The organism is Archangium sp. (assembly GCF_057119385.1).
Window position 1 is genome coordinate 25,376 of sequence record NZ_DBNGVP010000111.1, and the last position, 15,687, is coordinate 41,062.

16 protein-coding genes are annotated in these 15,687 nt (G+C 70.2%); 8 read left to right on the forward strand and 8 right to left on the reverse strand.

Features of this window, described 5'->3' with window-relative positions; genetic code table 11:
• Positions 1 to 7 precede the first annotated feature (7 nt).
• Together AC16DP_RS26560 and AC16DP_RS26565 are read right to left on the reverse strand one after the other, a co-directional pair.
• Positions 8 to 709, reverse strand: a complete 702-nt coding sequence (locus AC16DP_RS26560; protein WP_329734031.1) for a pilus assembly FimT family protein — start codon at positions 707 to 709, stop codon at positions 8 to 10.
• A gap of 402 nt (positions 710 to 1,111) precedes the next feature.
• The gene (locus AC16DP_RS26565; protein ID WP_329734032.1) at positions 1,112 to 2,068 is read right to left on the reverse strand and encodes a DHH family phosphoesterase; all 957 of its coding nucleotides are present in this window, start codon (positions 2,066 to 2,068) and stop codon (positions 1,112 to 1,114) included.
• Between the two features lie 239 nt (positions 2,069 to 2,307).
• On the opposite strand from AC16DP_RS26565, the gene AC16DP_RS26570 reads away from it, so the two are divergent.
• From AC16DP_RS26570 to AC16DP_RS26580, 3 genes are all read left to right on the forward strand, one after another.
• Positions 2,308 to 2,541, forward strand: a complete 234-nt coding sequence (locus AC16DP_RS26570; RefSeq protein ID WP_329734033.1) for a hypothetical protein — start codon at positions 2,308 to 2,310, stop codon at positions 2,539 to 2,541.
• Between the two features lie 446 nt (positions 2,542 to 2,987).
• The gene (locus AC16DP_RS26575) at positions 2,988 to 3,779 is read left to right on the forward strand and encodes a TatD family hydrolase (protein WP_329734034.1); all 792 of its coding nucleotides are present in this window, start codon (positions 2,988 to 2,990) and stop codon (positions 3,777 to 3,779) included.
• A gap of 34 nt (positions 3,780 to 3,813) precedes the next feature.
• A complete protein-coding gene (locus AC16DP_RS26580) occupies positions 3,814 to 4,680 on the forward strand; it encodes a tRNA threonylcarbamoyladenosine dehydratase (RefSeq protein ID WP_329734035.1) in 867 nt (288 codons plus the stop codon).
• Between the two features lie 21 nt (positions 4,681 to 4,701).
• Here AC16DP_RS26580 and AC16DP_RS26585 read toward each other — a convergent pair whose 3' ends face one another.
• Complete coding sequence (locus AC16DP_RS26585; protein WP_329734036.1) at positions 4,702 to 5,871, reverse strand: M23 family metallopeptidase; 1,170 nt, start codon at positions 5,869 to 5,871, stop codon at positions 4,702 to 4,704.
• A 223-nt stretch (positions 5,872 to 6,094) separates the two neighbouring features.
• Between AC16DP_RS26585 and AC16DP_RS26590 the strand changes: the two genes are divergently transcribed.
• Positions 6,095 to 6,658 carry a DUF1349 domain-containing protein gene (locus tag AC16DP_RS26590; protein WP_329734037.1) on the forward strand — a complete coding sequence of 188 codons (564 nt, stop codon included), beginning with the start codon at positions 6,095 to 6,097 and terminating at the stop codon, positions 6,656 to 6,658.
• Between the two features lies 1 nt (position 6,659).
• Here AC16DP_RS26590 and AC16DP_RS26595 read toward each other — a convergent pair whose 3' ends face one another.
• On the reverse strand, positions 6,660 to 7,613 hold the full coding sequence (locus AC16DP_RS26595; RefSeq protein ID WP_329734038.1) for a PD-(D/E)XK nuclease family protein: 954 nt from the start codon (positions 7,611 to 7,613) through the stop codon (positions 6,660 to 6,662).
• A gap of 114 nt (positions 7,614 to 7,727) precedes the next feature.
• On the opposite strand from AC16DP_RS26595, the gene AC16DP_RS26600 reads away from it, so the two are divergent.
• From AC16DP_RS26600 to AC16DP_RS26610, 3 genes are all read left to right on the forward strand, one after another.
• Positions 7,728 to 8,537: an SDR family oxidoreductase gene (locus AC16DP_RS26600; RefSeq protein ID WP_329734039.1), complete on the forward strand. Its 810-nt coding sequence runs from the start codon at positions 7,728 to 7,730 to the stop codon at positions 8,535 to 8,537.
• Positions 8,538 to 8,550: 13 nt separating this feature from the next.
• Entirely contained in the window at positions 8,551 to 9,681 is a 1,131-nt protein-coding gene (mutY, locus tag AC16DP_RS26605) for an A/G-specific adenine glycosylase (RefSeq protein ID WP_329734040.1), read from the forward strand.
• Between the two features lie 138 nt (positions 9,682 to 9,819).
• Positions 9,820 to 10,038 (forward strand): DUF2934 domain-containing protein, encoded by a 219-nt coding sequence (locus AC16DP_RS26610; RefSeq protein WP_329734041.1) that lies wholly within the window; start codon positions 9,820 to 9,822, stop codon positions 10,036 to 10,038.
• Positions 10,039 to 10,104: 66 nt separating this feature from the next.
• Here the strand turns inward: AC16DP_RS26610 and AC16DP_RS26615 are convergent, their stop codons facing one another.
• Both AC16DP_RS26615 and AC16DP_RS26620 read right to left on the reverse strand, forming a co-directional pair.
• The gene (locus tag AC16DP_RS26615) at positions 10,105 to 11,196 is read right to left on the reverse strand and encodes a uroporphyrinogen decarboxylase/cobalamine-independent methonine synthase family protein (RefSeq protein ID WP_329734042.1); all 1,092 of its coding nucleotides are present in this window, start codon (positions 11,194 to 11,196) and stop codon (positions 10,105 to 10,107) included.
• A gap of 15 nt (positions 11,197 to 11,211) precedes the next feature.
• Entirely contained in the window at positions 11,212 to 12,129 is a 918-nt protein-coding gene (locus AC16DP_RS26620) for an alpha/beta fold hydrolase (RefSeq protein ID WP_329734043.1), read from the reverse strand.
• Between the two features lie 61 nt (positions 12,130 to 12,190).
• On the opposite strand from AC16DP_RS26620, the gene AC16DP_RS26625 reads away from it, so the two are divergent.
• The gene (locus AC16DP_RS26625) at positions 12,191 to 13,042 is read left to right on the forward strand and encodes a YwqG family protein (protein ID WP_329734044.1); all 852 of its coding nucleotides are present in this window, start codon (positions 12,191 to 12,193) and stop codon (positions 13,040 to 13,042) included.
• 23 nt (positions 13,043 to 13,065) lie between these two features.
• Here AC16DP_RS26625 and AC16DP_RS26630 read toward each other — a convergent pair whose 3' ends face one another.
• Together AC16DP_RS26630 and AC16DP_RS26635 are read right to left on the reverse strand one after the other, a co-directional pair.
• Complete coding sequence (locus AC16DP_RS26630; RefSeq protein WP_329734045.1) at positions 13,066 to 14,604, reverse strand: prenyltransferase/squalene oxidase repeat-containing protein; 1,539 nt, start codon at positions 14,602 to 14,604, stop codon at positions 13,066 to 13,068.
• Complete coding sequence (locus tag AC16DP_RS26635; RefSeq protein ID WP_329734046.1) at positions 14,604 to 15,614, reverse strand: terpene synthase family protein; 1,011 nt, start codon at positions 15,612 to 15,614, stop codon at positions 14,604 to 14,606. Before AC16DP_RS26635 ends, AC16DP_RS26630 begins: the two co-directional genes overlap by 1 nt.
• Between the last annotated feature and the right edge of the window lie 73 nt (positions 15,615 to 15,687).

Sequence of the window (15,687 nt, forward strand, 5' to 3'; positions counted from 1 at the left end):
TCCGAGGCTAGTGCTTGTCCGGGCTGAAGACCGCCATGTAGCCAGAGGGGCCAGAGATGGCGAACAGCTGCTGGTTGCGGCCCTCCAGACTGCGGAGGGCAAGGGATTGGTTGGTGCCGGAGACGAAGTCGCCCTCGCCATCCACGAAGCGCACGCTGCCATCCGGGAAGAAGCCGAGGGCGCCGGACACGAACGCGCCCGTCGTGCAGAAGCTGCACGTCCGCGCCGCGAGCTTCTCGAAGGGCGCGCCGAACAGGCCCACCTCGCCGGGCGTCAGCGTCTCGAAACGGACCTTCTTGTTGTAGTCCTCGAGGAAGTACACCGCCGACACGAGCGGCTTGCCGCCCACCTCGCTCGGCTTGCGCTCGAGCTTGAAGAGCTCGGCGGGGGAGCGCACGTAGGTGCTCGCGTGATCCTCCACCACGACGAACGCGCCCATGCCATCCGTCAGGCTCGCGCGGTTGGCCTCCGGATAGAGCACCACCCACACCGGATAGCCGCGCGACGCCGCCCGCGTCCGCGCCGACACCATCGCGCCCTGGAAATCGAAGGCCGCGTTCTGCAACGCACCCCGCCGTCCCACCGCGTCGAAGGCCACCACCGCCATCCCCGTCAGCACGCCCAGGATGGCCAGCACGAGCAGCACCTCGAGGAGCGTGAAGCCCCTCTCCCGCCCTTCGTGTCTGGTTGGATTCGCGTGGTTCGTCATTCCGGCGACTCTATAACGGAGAACAGATTACGCCCGTTTACACGGGAAGGAAACAATTCTCAGATTGCTGAAAGTTGGCAGCCCAACACCGTGCCCCTGGAGGAAGGCCGATCCACGAGGTTGGGTCCCTCCCGGGGTAAAGAATCCCTCAACGCACCGAGAAGAAGCAAACCGGCCCGCCCGGCGGCTCGCCCTCTCGGGGGCCGTTGGCCTCGGGCCCCGCCCGGAGTTGCGAGCCTGCTGGAAAAATGGCGGGAAACCGATCACAGCCAGGACGCCAAGCAAACGGTGGGCCGCCTGCCAACCCCCCGAAAGCACGACTGTCCGATGGCGATCACCGCACGCGTTGCGGCCTGGACGCTCGCAAATTTTGCGAGGTGCGCAAGACGTAGTGAGCCGAGCTCAAGCCGACAGCTCGGACAGGATTTCCATCCAGGCGGAACGGGCGCGCGCCAGCTCCCCGGCCTTGAAGCTGATGGCGGCCACCACGGGGTGCCCGCCGCCGCCGTAGCGCGAGGCGATGGCGGCCAGGTCGTGCCGCCGCTCCTGGGGCCGCCAGGGGTTGGAGCCGAGCGACACCTTGGCGCGCGAGGGGCCCTGCCCCACCCAGAGGGTGTAGCGGGCCTCGGGGTAGAGCGCATAGGCGATGAACTTGTTGAGGCTGTCCACGCCCTCGTCCGCCAGATCGAAGGAGACGACGCCGTTCTCGTAACGGGCCTTGGCGCGCACCAGCTCGATGTGCTGGCGGTGGCGCTCGAGCAGCGGCGCCAGCGGCGTGGCGATCAGCGGCGAGGCGGCGATGGCGGCCAGCGAGTCCGTCTGCATCCGCTCGATCACCTGGGGGATGAGCGCGGGATCCTTGTTGGCCTCGAGCACCGTCATGATGCGCAGCGCGGGCTCCTCCAGCGCCACGGCCATCTCCGGGTTGGGGAAGAGCGCGCCGTCGATGATCTCCGCCCAGTGCAGCAGTTCCTTCAGCGGAGAGGAGTCCCAGCCGAAACGCTCGCGCGCCACGTCCGCCAGGTACACGGTGCAGCTCTTGCGGTGCGCGTCGTGGAATTTGCGCCCGCTGGTGTCGGCGCGGAAATGGGCCTCGTCGCCGGGCTGCTGGAAGGCGGAGACGTGGTGATCGAACCACCAGGTGAGCCGCGCGTCCTGGCTGTAGCGGAAGTCGACGATGACGTTCTCGTCCCCGGTGAAGACGGCCGGATCGATGGCCGCGCCCCCCGCCTGGTGGGACAGGCCCCGGTAGCTGAAGCGGGCATCCGGACGCACGCGCTCGCGGTAGAAGCGGGTGAAGACCGCCGCGCTCGCGGCCCCGTCGAAGCAGCTGTCGTGGAAGAGAACCTGGACGTTCATGCCGGTGGCCTTACCTGACTCCCATGTCAGATGTGTACGAAAAGCCTCAACGAAACGAGTCATTCCCCCACGGAAGATTGAACGAAGTTTGGAATCCCTCCCCACGGTCCGAGGCGAGTGGTGACTGCAAGTCCCTGATTCTCCATGACAGGCAGGCGGACGAGCCCCTGGCATGCCGCATGCATATGCTACAGGGCTGATCAGTCCATCGACCCACATGTGGCAGGTGGGAGGACACCATGGCCAAGACGGCGACACGCAAGCGCGGTTCGGTCCAGCGGCAGGGACGCAGGGCGATGCCCACGCCCCGGAGGGCCACCCATCGCAAGGCGGCTCCGGCGCTGCTCACCCTGGGGGAGCTCATCGCGGCGGCCTACGACACGGCCGGCGGAGAGAGCTTCGAGGTGCTCAAGCTCGTCACCTCGCCGCAGATGACCCGGGTCCTGGGACGGCGCATCGTCCTGGAAGGCTGAGTCTCCCCTCCCCCAGCGGCCTCGTGGCCCGAGGGGAGTGGTGAGCCCACGCGGAGGCCCTCGGGGCACGTCCGTGATGGAGAGGGAAGTCCCCGGCCTCGGCATGCGGCCGACTGTACACAGGACAACGCCCGCGCCCCGTGGCCTCCGGGACGCGGGCGCCGGGCCCTGCTCGTGCGTCAGGGGACGACCGCGGCTGCCAGCGCGGGCGGTGGTCGTTGCCGAGACCGGTCCGCACCCTCAGGGCCGCCGGGGTGAGCACGGTGGGCGCGGCACTGCTCAGGGTGCCATCCGCGTTGATGCCCGCCTGGTCATATGGACCCTCCGAAACCGCCGCGTGCGTATAGGCTCGCCCCCCTGGGCTCGGGGACTGATCCGGGTCCCCACACCGCGGCGGCTGTCTCGGGCTGAACGACGGACGAACGAAGTGCCTGCGGACCTTTCCGATGATTGACACCCACTGCCATCTCGATGCGTCGCGTTTCGAGCCGGACCGGGACGAGGTGCTCGCCCGCGCCTGGGCCGCCGGACTGCACGGCATCCTCGTCCCCGGTGTAGGACCGGACAACTGGGAGCCCCTGCTCGCCATGTCCCGCGCCGAGCCACGCCTCCAGGTGGGGCTCGGCATCCACCCCCAGCTGCTCCCGGACCTCCCACCCGAGGAGGACGAAGCGCACCTCGAGCGCCTGGATGCGCTGCTCTCCCAGGGCGGCGCCATCGCCGTGGGCGAGTGTGGGCTGGATGGGCCCTCGGCCGCGGGCGCGCCCATGGAGCGGCAGGTGGCGGTGCTGCGGCGGCACCTGGAGCTCGCGCGCAAGCACCACCTGCCCGTGCTCATGCACTGCTTCCGCGCCCACCCCGCCCTCATCGAGCTCTTCAAGCAGGAGCCCCTGCCCGAGGCCGGCGTGCTCATGCACAGCTACGGCGGGGGCGCGGACCTGGCGCGCTTCTACATCCAGAAGGGCTGCCACTTCTCCTTCGCAGGCCCCGTCACCTGGGCCGAGGCGCGCAAGCCGCTGGACGCCCTGCGCGTCATCCCCCCGGAGCGGCTGATGGTGGAGACGGATGCCCCGGACCAAGCCCCCACGCCCCACCGGGGGCAGCGCTCGGAGCCCGGCTACCTGCCGCGCATCCTCGAGGGCATGGCCCGGGTGCTGGGGCAGCCGGTGGAGGAGCTTGCCCAGCGGACGACCGAGAACGCCCGCCGCCTGTTCCGGGAAGCCTTTCCCCGGCCTTAGCGGTAGGGAGGCGGTCGCGCTATAGAGGCCCTTCATGAATCCGCAGCCCACTCCCCCGGAAGCCGTCCCCGCCGCCACTGGCACCCCCGCTCCCTCGGAGCCCAAGCCCTTCAAGCTGCACCGGCGCTTCGACCGCACTGGCCGTCTGCTCGGCGACCCGGCGATGGAGCGGCTGGCGAAGTCCCGGGTGATCGTCTTCGGCCTGGGCGGCGTGGGCAGCTACGCGGCCGAGGGACTGGTGCGCAGCGGGATTGGTCACCTCACGCTGGTGGACTTCGACACCGTGTGCGTCACCAACGGCAACCGCCAGCTGCACGCCACCGCGAAGACGGTGGGCAAGCCCAAGGCCGAGCTGATGGCCCAGCGCTGCAAGGAGATCAACCCGGACGCCCAGGTGCAGGGCCTGCGCGAGTTCTACCGCGACGAGCTGGCCGATCAGCTGCTCGCCCCGGGCAGCTACGACTACGTGGTGGACGCCATCGACAACGTGAAGGCCAAGCTGCACCTGCTGCACCGCTGCGTCAGCCTGGGCATTCCGGTGGTGAGCTCCATGGGCGCCGCGGCCCGGTTGGATCCCACCGCCATCCGCGTGGAGGACCTGTGCGAGACGCACATGGATCCCTTCGCCAAGGACATCCGCAAGCTGCTCAAGCGCAAGTACGGCGTGCCCACCGAGCGGCCCACGGGCATCACCGCCGTCTACTCCATCGAGCAGCGGCGCCAGCCCCTGTCCCTGCGCTACGACGCGGATGACGGCTTCTCCTGCGTGTGCCCCAACGACAACGACTTCCACAGCTGCGAGCACCGCAACCAGATCGACGGCAGCGTGGCCTTCGTCACCTCCGTGTTCGGCATGAACGCGGCCGGTGTCGTGGTACGCCGCCTCTCGCAGAGCCGTTGATCGTCCCTGTGGCGAGGGGGGCTACCAGCTCCCCGTGCCCGGCGCCTGGCCCGACTTCCACAGGTTGATGCTCAGCGCACCATCCGGGTAGCCCCTCCAGCCCCAGGGATCGAAACCACTCGGCGGAGCGAAGCCGTACGGCTCGATGGCCATCTGCCAGCCGTTGCTGTGCTGGTTGGGTCCCGCGTACGTCGCCAGCGTCTCCAGCAGCTTGTCGGCGGTATTCGTCAGCCTCAGCACCGACAGGTGCAGGTGGTTGCCGGAGGAGCAGCCCGTCGTCCCGGCGTAGCCGATGATCTGCCCCTGGGTGACGTAGTCGCCCGCCTTCACGATGTACGAGCTGAAGTGGGCGTAGTAGCTCACGAACTGCTCGTAATAGGAGTACGGGCCCGGCGAGGGACCATTGACGGTGTGGCGGATGAACATCTCCTTCTGCACGTCACCGCCGCAGGAGGCGGGGCTCTGCCAATCGCGTGCGACCATCACGTAGCCGTCGGCCACCGCGCGGATCGGCTCGCCCGCGTTCAGCAACCAGTCGTGGCCGTCGTGGCCGTCGATGAAGTTGTAGGCCGGTGGGCTCCGGTCGCGGCCCTTCCAGTCCACCACCGTGGCCGTGGTGGAACCCGCCTGCCCGAACTGCGTCACGTCGAGCGTGTTGTACGGCCACTTGGCGAAGTCGAAGCCGGTGACGTGGGTGTAGCTCGTGGACAGGCTGAACGGTGAGTTGAAGATCGGCAGGTTCTTGGGCGCGACGGTGAAGACGCAGTTCGACTTGCCCTTCGCGGCGTTGAAGGCCCAGCCCAGGGGATCGTCACCCGTGCCGACGTAGATGTAGACGTAGTTGGGATCGCAGCGCACGACCACGTTGTTCACCCCATCGCCCGAGTAGAGCCCCTTGCGCTGGATGGTGAAGCCACTGCCCAGGGTGTCGTTGATGTAATCGCAGGGATCGCCGCCACCGGTCTTGTAGAAGGCGAAGCCCCAGCCACCGCTGGGATAGGTGACGCTGCAGTAGTTGCCGGTACCGGCCGGAGCGGTGATCGCCGAGGCGACCTGCGCGACCTGTGGCGTCTCCTTCTCCTCGGGCTGGGCATCGGGCTGGGCATCGGAGGTGCCGCAGCCCGGTGCGGCGGCGGCGAGGACGAGGGCGGCGAGGAGCCCGCGGGAGCGGTCTGTCTTCAAGAGGGTCATGAGAGGTTCTCCTTGTTGAACCGTCTCCGGGTAGAGCAATGGCCATGCCTGGGTTGGGAGGCACACCCGCGGGCCCGTTTCCGAGCACTTTCAGGGGTTTGCGAGTGGCACGGCGCGACGCCCACCCGTGCCAGCGGCTGTGCCACCTGTGCCAGCGGAAGGTCACCTGTCCGTGCCCTGCTTTGATATGCCCTGCCCGCTCGTATGAGCACAGGAGGAAGGCATGAAGTGGCACAACCCTCCCCCGCGCTGGACCGCCAGCGAGGGGCACCTCACCCTCGAGACGGGCGACCAGACGGACTTCTGGCGCGAGACCCACTACGGCTTCATCCGCGACAGCGGGCACTTCTTCCACCAGGAGGTGGAGGGCGACTTCACCGCCACCGTCCGGTTCTCGGGAGAGTACCGGGCGCTGTACGACCAGGCCGGGTTGATGGTCCGCCTGGACGAGCGCCATTGGCTCAAAGCCGGCATCGAGTACACCGATGGCGTGCAACACCTCAGCGTGGTGGTGACGCGGGAGTTCTCCGACTGGTCGGTGCTCCCGCTCACCCAGCCGCCGGACGAGGTAACGCTCCGGTTGAGCCGCCATGGGGATGCGGTGCGCGTGGAATATGCGCTCGATGGCGCGGTCTTCCGGATGCTCCGGCTCGCGTATCTTCCGCCCGGGCGTCCGGCCAGCGTCGGCCCCATGGCCTGCTCCCCTCAGCGCAGCGGCTTCGTCGCCACCTTCCGGGACTTCCAGGTCGGCCCGCCCATCCGCCGTGAATTGCATTCGCCGGAGTGATTCAGGCCACCTTCGCCGCCGCGGCCTCGCGTCCACAGGGCCGGCGGAACGCGCAGCGCGTGCACGCCGACAGGTTCTCCGTCTGCGGGAAGGCGGACTCGTCCTTCGGCGTGTTGCTGGCCGGATCCGCCAGCAGCTCGCGCATCCGCGCCACGCTCTGCGCGAAGCGCGACTTGAAGCCCTCCACCGCGTCCGCGTCCACCTGCACCTGATGCTCCACCCCGTCGTTCAGGTACACCAGCGACGCACGCACCTTCTCCATCGGCAGCCGGTAGCGCTGCGACACGTACAGCGCGTAGCCCAGCACCTGCTCGTCATACCCCTCGCGCGCCTTCCCCGTCTTCCAGTCCACCACCACCGGCGAGCCGTCCGCGTCCACGTACGCGAAGTCGGGAATCGCGAACACCTTCACCCCATCCATCGTGAAGGTGGAGAAGTCCGCCCCCGCGTCCACCTCCAGCCACTGCGCCGGCTTCAGCCCCCGCGCCAGCTCCGGCCAGCGCGAGCCGAAGAACCACGCCAGCGCCGAGCGCACCGTCTCCCAGTTCTGCTTCCACGCCTCGTCCGTGACGGGCTCGTCGTACTCGTGCTCCACCAGCCCCGAGAACGTCTTGCGGTACTTCTGCGTCCAGTACGACTTGCCCCGCGAATACCGGAAGTCGTCCTGCATCAGCTTGCGCGCCCTCGCCTCCACCTTCTCCGGCTCCACCGCGCGCCCCGCCCGGATGTCCAGCAGCGCGTCCTTGACGGCGTCGTGCACCACGCTGCCCGCCCACGCGTAGCGGTTGCCCAGCTTCTTGAGCACGTACAGCTCCCGCACCTCCTTCGGCGCCCCCGACTCCCAGCCGCCCCACGAGCGGTAGTAGTAGAGGTAGTAGGCCCTCAGGCACTCCTGGAGCTTCTCGTGACGGCTCTTGGACCAGGAGAAATCGTTCGCGAAGGAGGTGCGCCGCATGGGAGGCGCGCATCCTAGACGCGCGCTCGCTGAAGTCGAAAGAGGGACAGGCGTGCAGGCACTCCCCAGCAGGTCCTTTTCCCCCTCCCCCGAGCCGCTATGGTGCCCCGCCTCATGGCCACCAGAGACTTCCAGGGCAAGGTCGTCCTCATCACCGGCGCCTCCAGTGGCATCGGCCGCGCCGCCGCCTCCGCCTACGCCTCCCAGGGCGCCCACGTCGTGCTCGCCGCCCGCCGCGAGTCCCCACTCCAGGACGCCGCGCGCGAAGTGGAAGCACTCGGCGTGCGGGCCCTCCCCGTCCGCTGTGATGTCACCGTGGAGGAGGAGGTCACACGTCTCATGCGCGAGACGGAGGCCGCGTTCGGCGGGCTCGACATCCTCGTCAACAACGCCGGGCTCGGGCTCTACGGCCCCGTCGAGGGCTTCAGCGAGGCCCAGCTGCGCCAGGTCTTCGACATCAACTTCTTCGGCCTCGTGCGCGTCACCCGCGCCGCCCTCCCCCTGCTGCGCAAGCGCGCTCCCGGCTCCCAGGTCGTCAACGTCAGCTCCGTGCTCGGCCACCGGGGACTGCCCCTGCTCGGGGGCTACGGGGCCTCCAAGGCCGCCGTGAATCTCCTCACCGAGTCCCTGCGCGCCGAGCTCGCCGCCGAGGGCATCTCCGTGCTGCTCGTCTCCCCCGGCCTCACCGAGACGGAGTTCCGCGACGCCCGCCTCAACGCCGAGGGCTGGAAGCAGGACGCCATCCCCTTGAACGCGATGAGCTCCGCCACCGTCGCCTCCGCCATGGTGCGCGCCAGCCGCCGCAAGCGCCGGGAAACGGTCCTCACCCTCCCCGGCCGCGTCATGGTGCTCGCCAACCGGTGGATGCCCTCGCTCTTCGACCGCGTGGCCCGCCGCATCGTCAACCCCGCCAAGGCGCCGTGAGCCCTCCGCGCACATGAGCCCCCAGCGCAAGCGCAAGGCGTCCTCCCCCGCGCCCCTCGTCGAGCCCACTCGCCGCGAGTCCATCCGTGACGGATTGCTCGCGTGGTACGACCGGCAGAAGCGCGACCTCCCCTGGCGCCGCACGCGCGACCCCTACGCCATCTGGCTCAGCGAGGTCATGCTCCAGCAGACGCAGGTGGCCACCGTCATCCCCTACTGGGAGCGGTTCCTGCAGCGCTTCCCCACCGTGGAGGCGCTCGCCGCCGCGCCCCTGCCCGACGTGCTCGCCGGGTGGCGCGGGCTCGGCTACTACTCGCGCGCCCGCAACCTGCACCGCGCCGCGCAGGAGATCGTCTCCCGCTTCGGCGGCAGGCTCCCCTCCACCGCCGCCGAGCTGCTCTCCCTCCCCGGCTTCGGCCGCTACACCGCCGGGGCCGTGGCCTCCATCGCCTTCGGTGAGCCCGCTCCCCTCGTGGATGGCAACGTGGCCCGTGTGCTCTCGCGCATCTTCGAGGTCGAGGGTCCCCCCGGAGACCGCGCCCGCGAGGCCCGGCTGTGGGAGCTCGCCACCGCGCTCGTCCCCGGCGAGCGGCCCGGTGACTTCAACCAGGCCCTCATGGAGCACGGCGCCACCGTGTGCCGCCCGGAGAATCCTCTGTGTCTGCTGTGCCCCGTGCGCGAGGCGTGTCTCGCGTACAGGCATGGCCGCGTGGACGAGCTGCCTCCCGCCAAGGTGCGCGCCGTTCCCAAGCGGATGACGCTCGCGGTGGCCGTCTGGGCCCATGAGGGCCGGCTGCTGCTCGCCCGGCGCTCCGAGAAGGGCCTCTTCGGTGGGCTCTGGGAGCTGCCCGCCGCCGAGGTCGAGGACGACACGCCCGACCCCGACTCCGCCGTGAAGCTCGCCGAGGCGCTCGGCGCCGACGTCTCCGTGCGGGCCCACCTCGGCACCGTGCGCCGGCAGCTCACCCACCGCGCCCTCTCGCTCCGGCTGCTGCGCGTCACGGGACGTCAGCACCCCACCCGCGCCCCCGCCTTCCAGGAGCTGCGCTGGTGCACCCCCGACGAGGCCTCCTCGCTCGGCATGAGCACCGCCATGCACAAGGCCCTCGAGGCCGCTGTCTCCGCCGGTGCGCTTCGCGACTGAGGAGCGTCCGCTGGAGGACAGGTTCCGTTCCCCCGTGTCTCTCCGGCAACGGAGGCTCACGGGGCCAATTTCCCTCCCTCGCCCCCGTGCCGATGCTGCGGGCCGCAGTCTTCCTTTGCACCTGGAGGAGAGCCCCGCATGGCACGTACGCACTCCAAGACGTCCCACAACACTCCGGTCCAGCACATGCCGCCGGAGAACCCGGCTCGCAATGCCGCGGCCTCCCACCGCAACGGCCCCACCCATGAGCAGATCGCCCGGCGCGCTTATGAGCTCTTCATGGCTCGCGGCGGTGGCCATGGGCAGCACGAGCAGGACTGGGCCCAGGCCGAGCGCGAGCTGAAGCTCGGACGCTGAGTTTCGCGTAGACCCTCACCCCAGCCCTCTCCCAGAGGGAGAGGGGTGGGCCCTCGGGGTGGGGGCTCAGCTGACGTACGGGGGTCTCGCGGTGGACGGCTCGGCGGACAGGGCCTCCCGGAGCCTCCGCTGCGCCACCTTGAGTTGCTCGAGGACCCGCTCCGCGTCCACCACCGTGCGCATCGCCAGGCCACAGGCCGGCGTCAGCAGGACTTGTGCGCCCACCCGCTCGAAACGCTGTCCCGGGGGCAGCGCCGCCTTCAGCGACACCTCCACCGCGTCCACCAGCTCCTCCACCGCGTACGTGGACGCCAGGTCCGTGGGGATGATGCCCAGGCTCAGCGTCGCCCCCGACTCCAGGAACCGCGAGAACGCTCCCGACTCCTCCAGCACCGCGTCCAGCGACAGCCTCACGTCCAGCGACAGCACGTCCAGCCCCGCGTCCAGCAGGCTCGCCCAGTCCGTGTTGCCGCAGCAGTGCACCCCCACCAGCGCCCCCTCCCGCTGCAGCGCCACCACCAGCAGCCGCAGCTCCTGCATCGCCAGCAGGTGCCTCGGGTTGGAGCGCTCGAAGGCGTACAGCCCCGGCTCGTCCAGGAAGAACAGCGGCGTCGTCCCCGCCCGCCTCAGCGCCTTCACCATCCCCAGCGAGCGCGCCAGCACCAGCCGGAAGATGGCCTCGTCCAACCCCGGCACGTCCAGCGTCGCGAGCCCCTCGCTCGTGCGCGCCACCGAGCGCACCGTGAAGGGCCCCGCCAGCTGCGCCTTCGCGAACGCCAGCTTCCGGTTCTCCACCTCCCAGAGGAACGGCCTCCACGCCCGGCAGTTGTCCAGCGAGGGCTCGAAGCCCTCCAGCGCTCCCGAGGACAGCCCCGCCTCCAGCCGCGCCAGGAAGTCCGCCCGCCCCGCCTCCCACGCCCCCAGGTCCACCGTGCACATGCCCTCGTCGTCCCACCTCAGGCCCGGCAACCCCTCGAGCGCCTGCGGAATCATGAACTCCGCCGGCCTCCCCACCGGCAGCTGCGGCAGGAAGGGAATGTCCAGCGCGAGCGCGGCCTGCAGGCCCATCTCGAGCTGCGTGTGCGGAAGACTCCCGATGCCCGTGGTGGCACACGTGGGGAGCAGCTGGATGGCCCGGCGGATGTTCGGCGCGCTCATGCGCCCCACTCTAACTCAGGAAGCCCGCGCCACCCGCTCCCCGTTGCCCAGCGCACCCCGGCCCGGCCCCTCCAGCCACGTCTCGACCGTTGAGAGGAACCCGTCCGGAATCTCCATCATCGGCGCGTGGCCCACTCCCGGGTACTCCACATATGTCCAGTCCGGCCGCACCCGCGCCAGCTCCCGGGAGTTCGTCACCGGCACCAGCCGATCCTCCGAGCCCTGCACCAGCAGCGTGGGCACCCGGATGCTCTTCTCCATCTCCCGGAACTGCTTCTTGCGCGCCAGCAGCTTCACCAACGAGCGCGCCGCCTCCACGAAGGCGTCGTTGCTCCAGGGCATCCGCTCGTGCCGCTCGCGGGCGAAGTCCACGTGCGCCTGCACCACGCCCTCCGGGTAGCGATTCAAGTCCTGGCAGCACAGCTTGAGCATGCCCCGCGCCAGCTTCTCCGGCCCGTGCTTCGCCACGCGCCGCTTCACGAAGAACTCCCCCACGCCCGGAATCGCGTAGAGCGCGAACTGGAGCAGCACCGCCCGCTCCATCTTCGTGCCCTCCGCCCGGGGCTGCGCGGGGTTCACCAGCACCAGCCCGGACACCCGCTCGGGCCGGCGCGCCGCCTGCATCACCGAGATGGCCCCGCCCATGGAGTTGCCCATCAGCAACACCGGCGCGCCGGGGGACACCGCCTGGATGAACCGGTCCAGCAGCGCCTGGTTGGCGTGCACGCTCGCCGAGCGCCCCTCCAGCGGCGTCAGGCCGAAGCCCACCAGGTCCACCGCCACCACCCGCGCCCGCCGGGCCAGCCGCTCCCCCACCTTCATCCAGTTGAGGTGCGAGCCCCCCAGTCCATGCACCAGCACCAGCGTCGGCCCGGTGCCGCCGAAGTCCATGTAGTGAACGGGTCCGTCCAGGTCGAGCGTGCGCGTGATCATGGCCCCTTCCCTACCACGGAAGCACCAGTGGCCGCCCGGAGTCGGGTACCCTGCCGCGCCCATGCTCGAGCTCCCTCCCCTTCCCTCCTCGCTCCACGCCTGGCACGAGCGCCTCGAGGCCGCCGCCGCGCCCTGCCTCCTCTTCTCCGCCCGCGACGCGGAGGACCCGGACATGCCCGGCTGCCGCTACGGAGGACACCCGCTCGTCCCTCCGGGCACGCCGTGGCCCCGCTCGCCCCGGGGGCCGCTCGTCTTCGTGGGCCAGCTCGACTTCGCCGAGCTCGCCGCGTGCCGGGGCGACGCCCTGCCCCACCTGCCTCGCGATGGCGTCCTCGCCCTCTTCTACGACGCCCAGGAGCAACGCTGGGGGTACAACCCCAAGGACAGCGAGTACTGGAAGCTCGTCTGGACGCCCCACCGCGACGAGGCCGTGCCCCTCGCGCCCCCGAAGGAGCTGGAGGACGCGGGCCTCGCCTTCGATCTGCCGCTGCGGCTGGAGCCCCGGCTCGGCGTCTGCCTGCCGGACCCGAGGGACCGCCGCGCCCCCCTGCCCGCGGACGCGTGGGGCCAGGCGCAGGCGGACGACTACGCCGTGCTGCGCGAGCGGCTCACCGGCGGCGAGCACGCCCACCAGGTGGAAGGCCATCCCTGGTGGATACAAAACGACGCCCGCCTGGAGGCCCAGCTCGTCACCCACGGGCTGTATTGCGGCGGCTCGCGCGGCTACGACTCCCCCGAGGCGCGCCGGCTCGAGCCCGGTGCCTCCTCCTGGCGCCTGCTGTGGCAGATCGGCTCGGACGACCAGACCGGCTTCACCTGGGGGGACGCGGGCAACCTCTACCTCCTCATCCGCGAGCAGGATTTACGCGCCTGCCGGTTCGACCGGGCCTGGCTGGGCCTGCAATGCAGGTAGGGTCCGGCCGCCCGGACCGGGGCTCAGGCGCCGCGCTCCCTGGACTTGCGCTGGTCGAGCATCAGCATCGCGGCCAGCTCGAAGAGGGTGTCGATGCGGTCCACGCGGTACAGCTCCTTGGCGATCCAGCACTTCACCTTGGTGTCGGGCCGGGCGAAGGGCCGGTAGTTCTGCAGCATCCACGCGAAGGCCCGGTCCAGTGCCAGGGGGATGCCTTGGTGGCTGAAGCCCTGGCGCTCCAGGTAGGCGAGCATCAACACCGCGTAGGCCGTCTCCGTCAGGTTGGAGGGGCCATTGGTGCCCCAGCCGCCGTCGCGGTTCTGGCAGACGAGCACGGCCTCGACGGCCTCGCGCAGCGCCTCCACGTGCGGCGAGCCGATGAGGGCGATGGCCGCGTGGCCCGTCGTGTACAGCCAGGAGCGGTTCCACTTGTCCACCGTCCAGCGCCCATCCGCGTCCTGGCGGTCGAGCAGGAAGCGCTGGAAGGGCGCCACGTCCTGGCCCATCACCCTCAGGGCGTGGATGCAGCGGGCCGTCACCGTCGGCGAGGGGTGCAGCTCCCCGGCGTAGGCGACGAAGTGGTTGTCGTTCTGGAAGCGGTAGAGGACCGACAGGTCCACCGGATAGCCGAACTCGTGCAGGAGCATCACGGCCGCCGCCGTGTCATCCCCGTCCTGCAGGAAATGGTCGCTCATGGCGATGCCCTTGGGGCCCAGCGCCGTGGCCAGCTCCTGGACGATGGGCATCACCACGCCCTCCAGGCGCGGATCCTTCAGCACGCCGGCGATCTGCAGGGCGTAGAGCGAGAAGAGCTGCTCGTAGCGATCGAACGGGTAGATGGTCGAGGTGACGCCGGGAATGCCCATCTCGCACGCGCGCTCGGCGTTGGCCAGGTACCCGCGGGCGCGCTGCGCGGTCTCCTCCAGCTCCGGCCGGCCCGAGGCGGCCTTCACCCACGCCGCCGTCGCCGCCGGGCTGTGGCTGAGGCCTCCCGAGCCGTCGATGAGCCAGGGCTCGGGCTCGGTGCCGGTGATCTCCCAGACATGGTTCCAGGGCATGCCCTGCACCTTCGGCAGCTTCGCGACGGACTGGCGCTTGCGCTCGCCGAATTCGAGCAACTTGCCATAGGGCCTGCGGGGGATGTGCATCTCCCCGGCCGCGTCGAGCTGGTTCAACAGGCTGGGCAGGACGATCTCCCCCCCCACGGGCAGATCATCCCTGGCCATGCTGGCCCACAGCGCCGCCTGCTTGCGCAGGAAGGACACGCCCTCCTGGATGGCGGCGCGGGTTCCCTGGCGGCGCCCGTACTCCCGCAGCGCGAGGACGGCGGCCAGCGTGGGGATGTCCCGGTGCAGCGGCATGGCCGGGTCTCCCCACCCCCCATCCGGGTGCTGCTGGGACAGCAGCCACTCCACCGCCGGCCAGCCCCCCTCCGCCGGAGGCAACGTCAGGAGCACTTGCGCCGTGTCGTAGACGGAAGGGCTCATCAGTCCACCCTTCGAGCCCAGGGCGGACACCAGCGAGTGCAGCTCCGCCAACAAGACGTCCTGGATGCGTTTCATCAGTCCTCTTCGGAAGAGCGGGACTCGGGATGGTGGAACTCGCGCTGCATGTAGAACATCCGGCTGAAGTGGCCCGTGGCCACCAGCGTCTTCCCCCAGGGACGCAGCGGCTCGGGGAGCCGTCCGGCGACGTCCGCGAGCGACGCGAGGTGCTCGCCGGAGCGCTTCACCGCCTCGCGCTCGGCCTCCGCCTCGGACAGGCCCGCCGCGCACAGCAGGGTGAGGCTGTTGACCTTCCCCTCGGCGCGCTCGCGCTCCAGGCTGCGCACGTCATTCATCCACCGGCCCAGCAGCGCCATGTCCGACAGGGCCTGCTCCACGAGCGGCTCGCGCAGCGGATCCGCCGCGAAGTCCGGCCCGAGCACCACGAGCGCCGCGCTGTGGTACATGGGCGCGCCGCACGTCCACCGCGACACGTCCAGGTAGTGCTCCAGCGTGGGCAGCGTGCCGTCGTGCTGGTAGCGGCGCTTGTCGTGCAGCTCCGTCAGGTGGCCGGAGCACATGCGCCGGAAGTGCTCCTGCCAGAGCGCCAGGAAGCGCCGCGCCCCCGGGGCCGCGTGCAGCTGCCTCGCCACGTCCTGGACCGCGCCGCCCACGAGGCTCGCCTCGTCCGTCCCCGTCCACTCCTGCGAGTCCGGAGCGCGCGCCGTCTCCACGTAGCGCTCGAGCACGCGGTGCATCTCCGCGTCCTCCAGCGAGCCGATCTCCCCGTCCGCGATGTCGTCCACGGCGAACACCAGCAGGCCCGCCTTGGCGATGAGCAGGTGCTGCTCGAGGGGCACGTCCGGGTGGCCCGCCACACTCCCCAACGTGGCGGGTTTGAGCCGCGAGGCGAGGATGGCCGGGAAGCGCTCCCGCCAGGCCATCAGCGAGGGCACCAGCTCCTTCACCCGCGCCTGGATGCGCTCCAGGTGCTCCTTCGGAACGGCCGGGGATTGAGCCTCCGCGTACTGGTTCTTCAGCTCCCGAACGACTCCGAAATGACGGCCTTCCGGACTGCGTGTGCTCATGGGCCTCCAGGATGAGGCAAGCCGCCCCACCGCGCCACCAGTGGGGATGGACTTCTACATGGCGTCAACCCTC

Excerpts from the sequence above, each read along its gene's own strand:
- AC16DP_RS26560 (WP_329734031.1), bottom strand. The coding sequence starts at position 709 with ATGACGAACCACGCGAATCCAACCAGACACGAAGGGCGGGAGAGGGGC.
- AC16DP_RS26565 (WP_329734032.1), bottom strand. The coding sequence starts at position 2,068 with ATGAACGTCCAGGTTCTCTTCCACGACAGCTGCTTCGACGGGGCCGCG.
- AC16DP_RS26570 (WP_329734033.1), top strand. The coding sequence starts at position 2,308 with ATGGCCAAGACGGCGACACGCAAGCGCGGTTCGGTCCAGCGGCAGGGA.
- AC16DP_RS26575 (WP_329734034.1), top strand. The coding sequence starts at position 2,988 with ATGATTGACACCCACTGCCATCTCGATGCGTCGCGTTTCGAGCCGGAC.
- AC16DP_RS26580 (WP_329734035.1), top strand. The coding sequence starts at position 3,814 with ATGAATCCGCAGCCCACTCCCCCGGAAGCCGTCCCCGCCGCCACTGGC.
- AC16DP_RS26585 (WP_329734036.1), bottom strand. The coding sequence starts at position 5,871 with ATGACCCTCTTGAAGACAGACCGCTCCCGCGGGCTCCTCGCCGCCCTC.
- AC16DP_RS26590 (WP_329734037.1), top strand. The coding sequence starts at position 6,095 with ATGAAGTGGCACAACCCTCCCCCGCGCTGGACCGCCAGCGAGGGGCAC.
- AC16DP_RS26595 (WP_329734038.1), bottom strand. The coding sequence starts at position 7,613 with ATGCGGCGCACCTCCTTCGCGAACGATTTCTCCTGGTCCAAGAGCCGT.
- AC16DP_RS26600 (WP_329734039.1), top strand. The coding sequence starts at position 7,728 with ATGGCCACCAGAGACTTCCAGGGCAAGGTCGTCCTCATCACCGGCGCC.
- mutY (WP_329734040.1), top strand. The coding sequence starts at position 8,551 with ATGAGCCCCCAGCGCAAGCGCAAGGCGTCCTCCCCCGCGCCCCTCGTC.
- AC16DP_RS26610 (WP_329734041.1), top strand. The coding sequence starts at position 9,820 with ATGGCACGTACGCACTCCAAGACGTCCCACAACACTCCGGTCCAGCAC.
- AC16DP_RS26615 (WP_329734042.1), bottom strand. The coding sequence starts at position 11,196 with ATGAGCGCGCCGAACATCCGCCGGGCCATCCAGCTGCTCCCCACGTGT.
- AC16DP_RS26620 (WP_329734043.1), bottom strand. The coding sequence starts at position 12,129 with ATGATCACGCGCACGCTCGACCTGGACGGACCCGTTCACTACATGGAC.
- AC16DP_RS26625 (WP_329734044.1), top strand. The coding sequence starts at position 12,191 with ATGCTCGAGCTCCCTCCCCTTCCCTCCTCGCTCCACGCCTGGCACGAG.
- AC16DP_RS26630 (WP_329734045.1), bottom strand. The coding sequence starts at position 14,604 with ATGAAACGCATCCAGGACGTCTTGTTGGCGGAGCTGCACTCGCTGGTG.
- AC16DP_RS26635 (WP_329734046.1), bottom strand. The coding sequence starts at position 15,614 with ATGAGCACACGCAGTCCGGAAGGCCGTCATTTCGGAGTCGTTCGGGAG.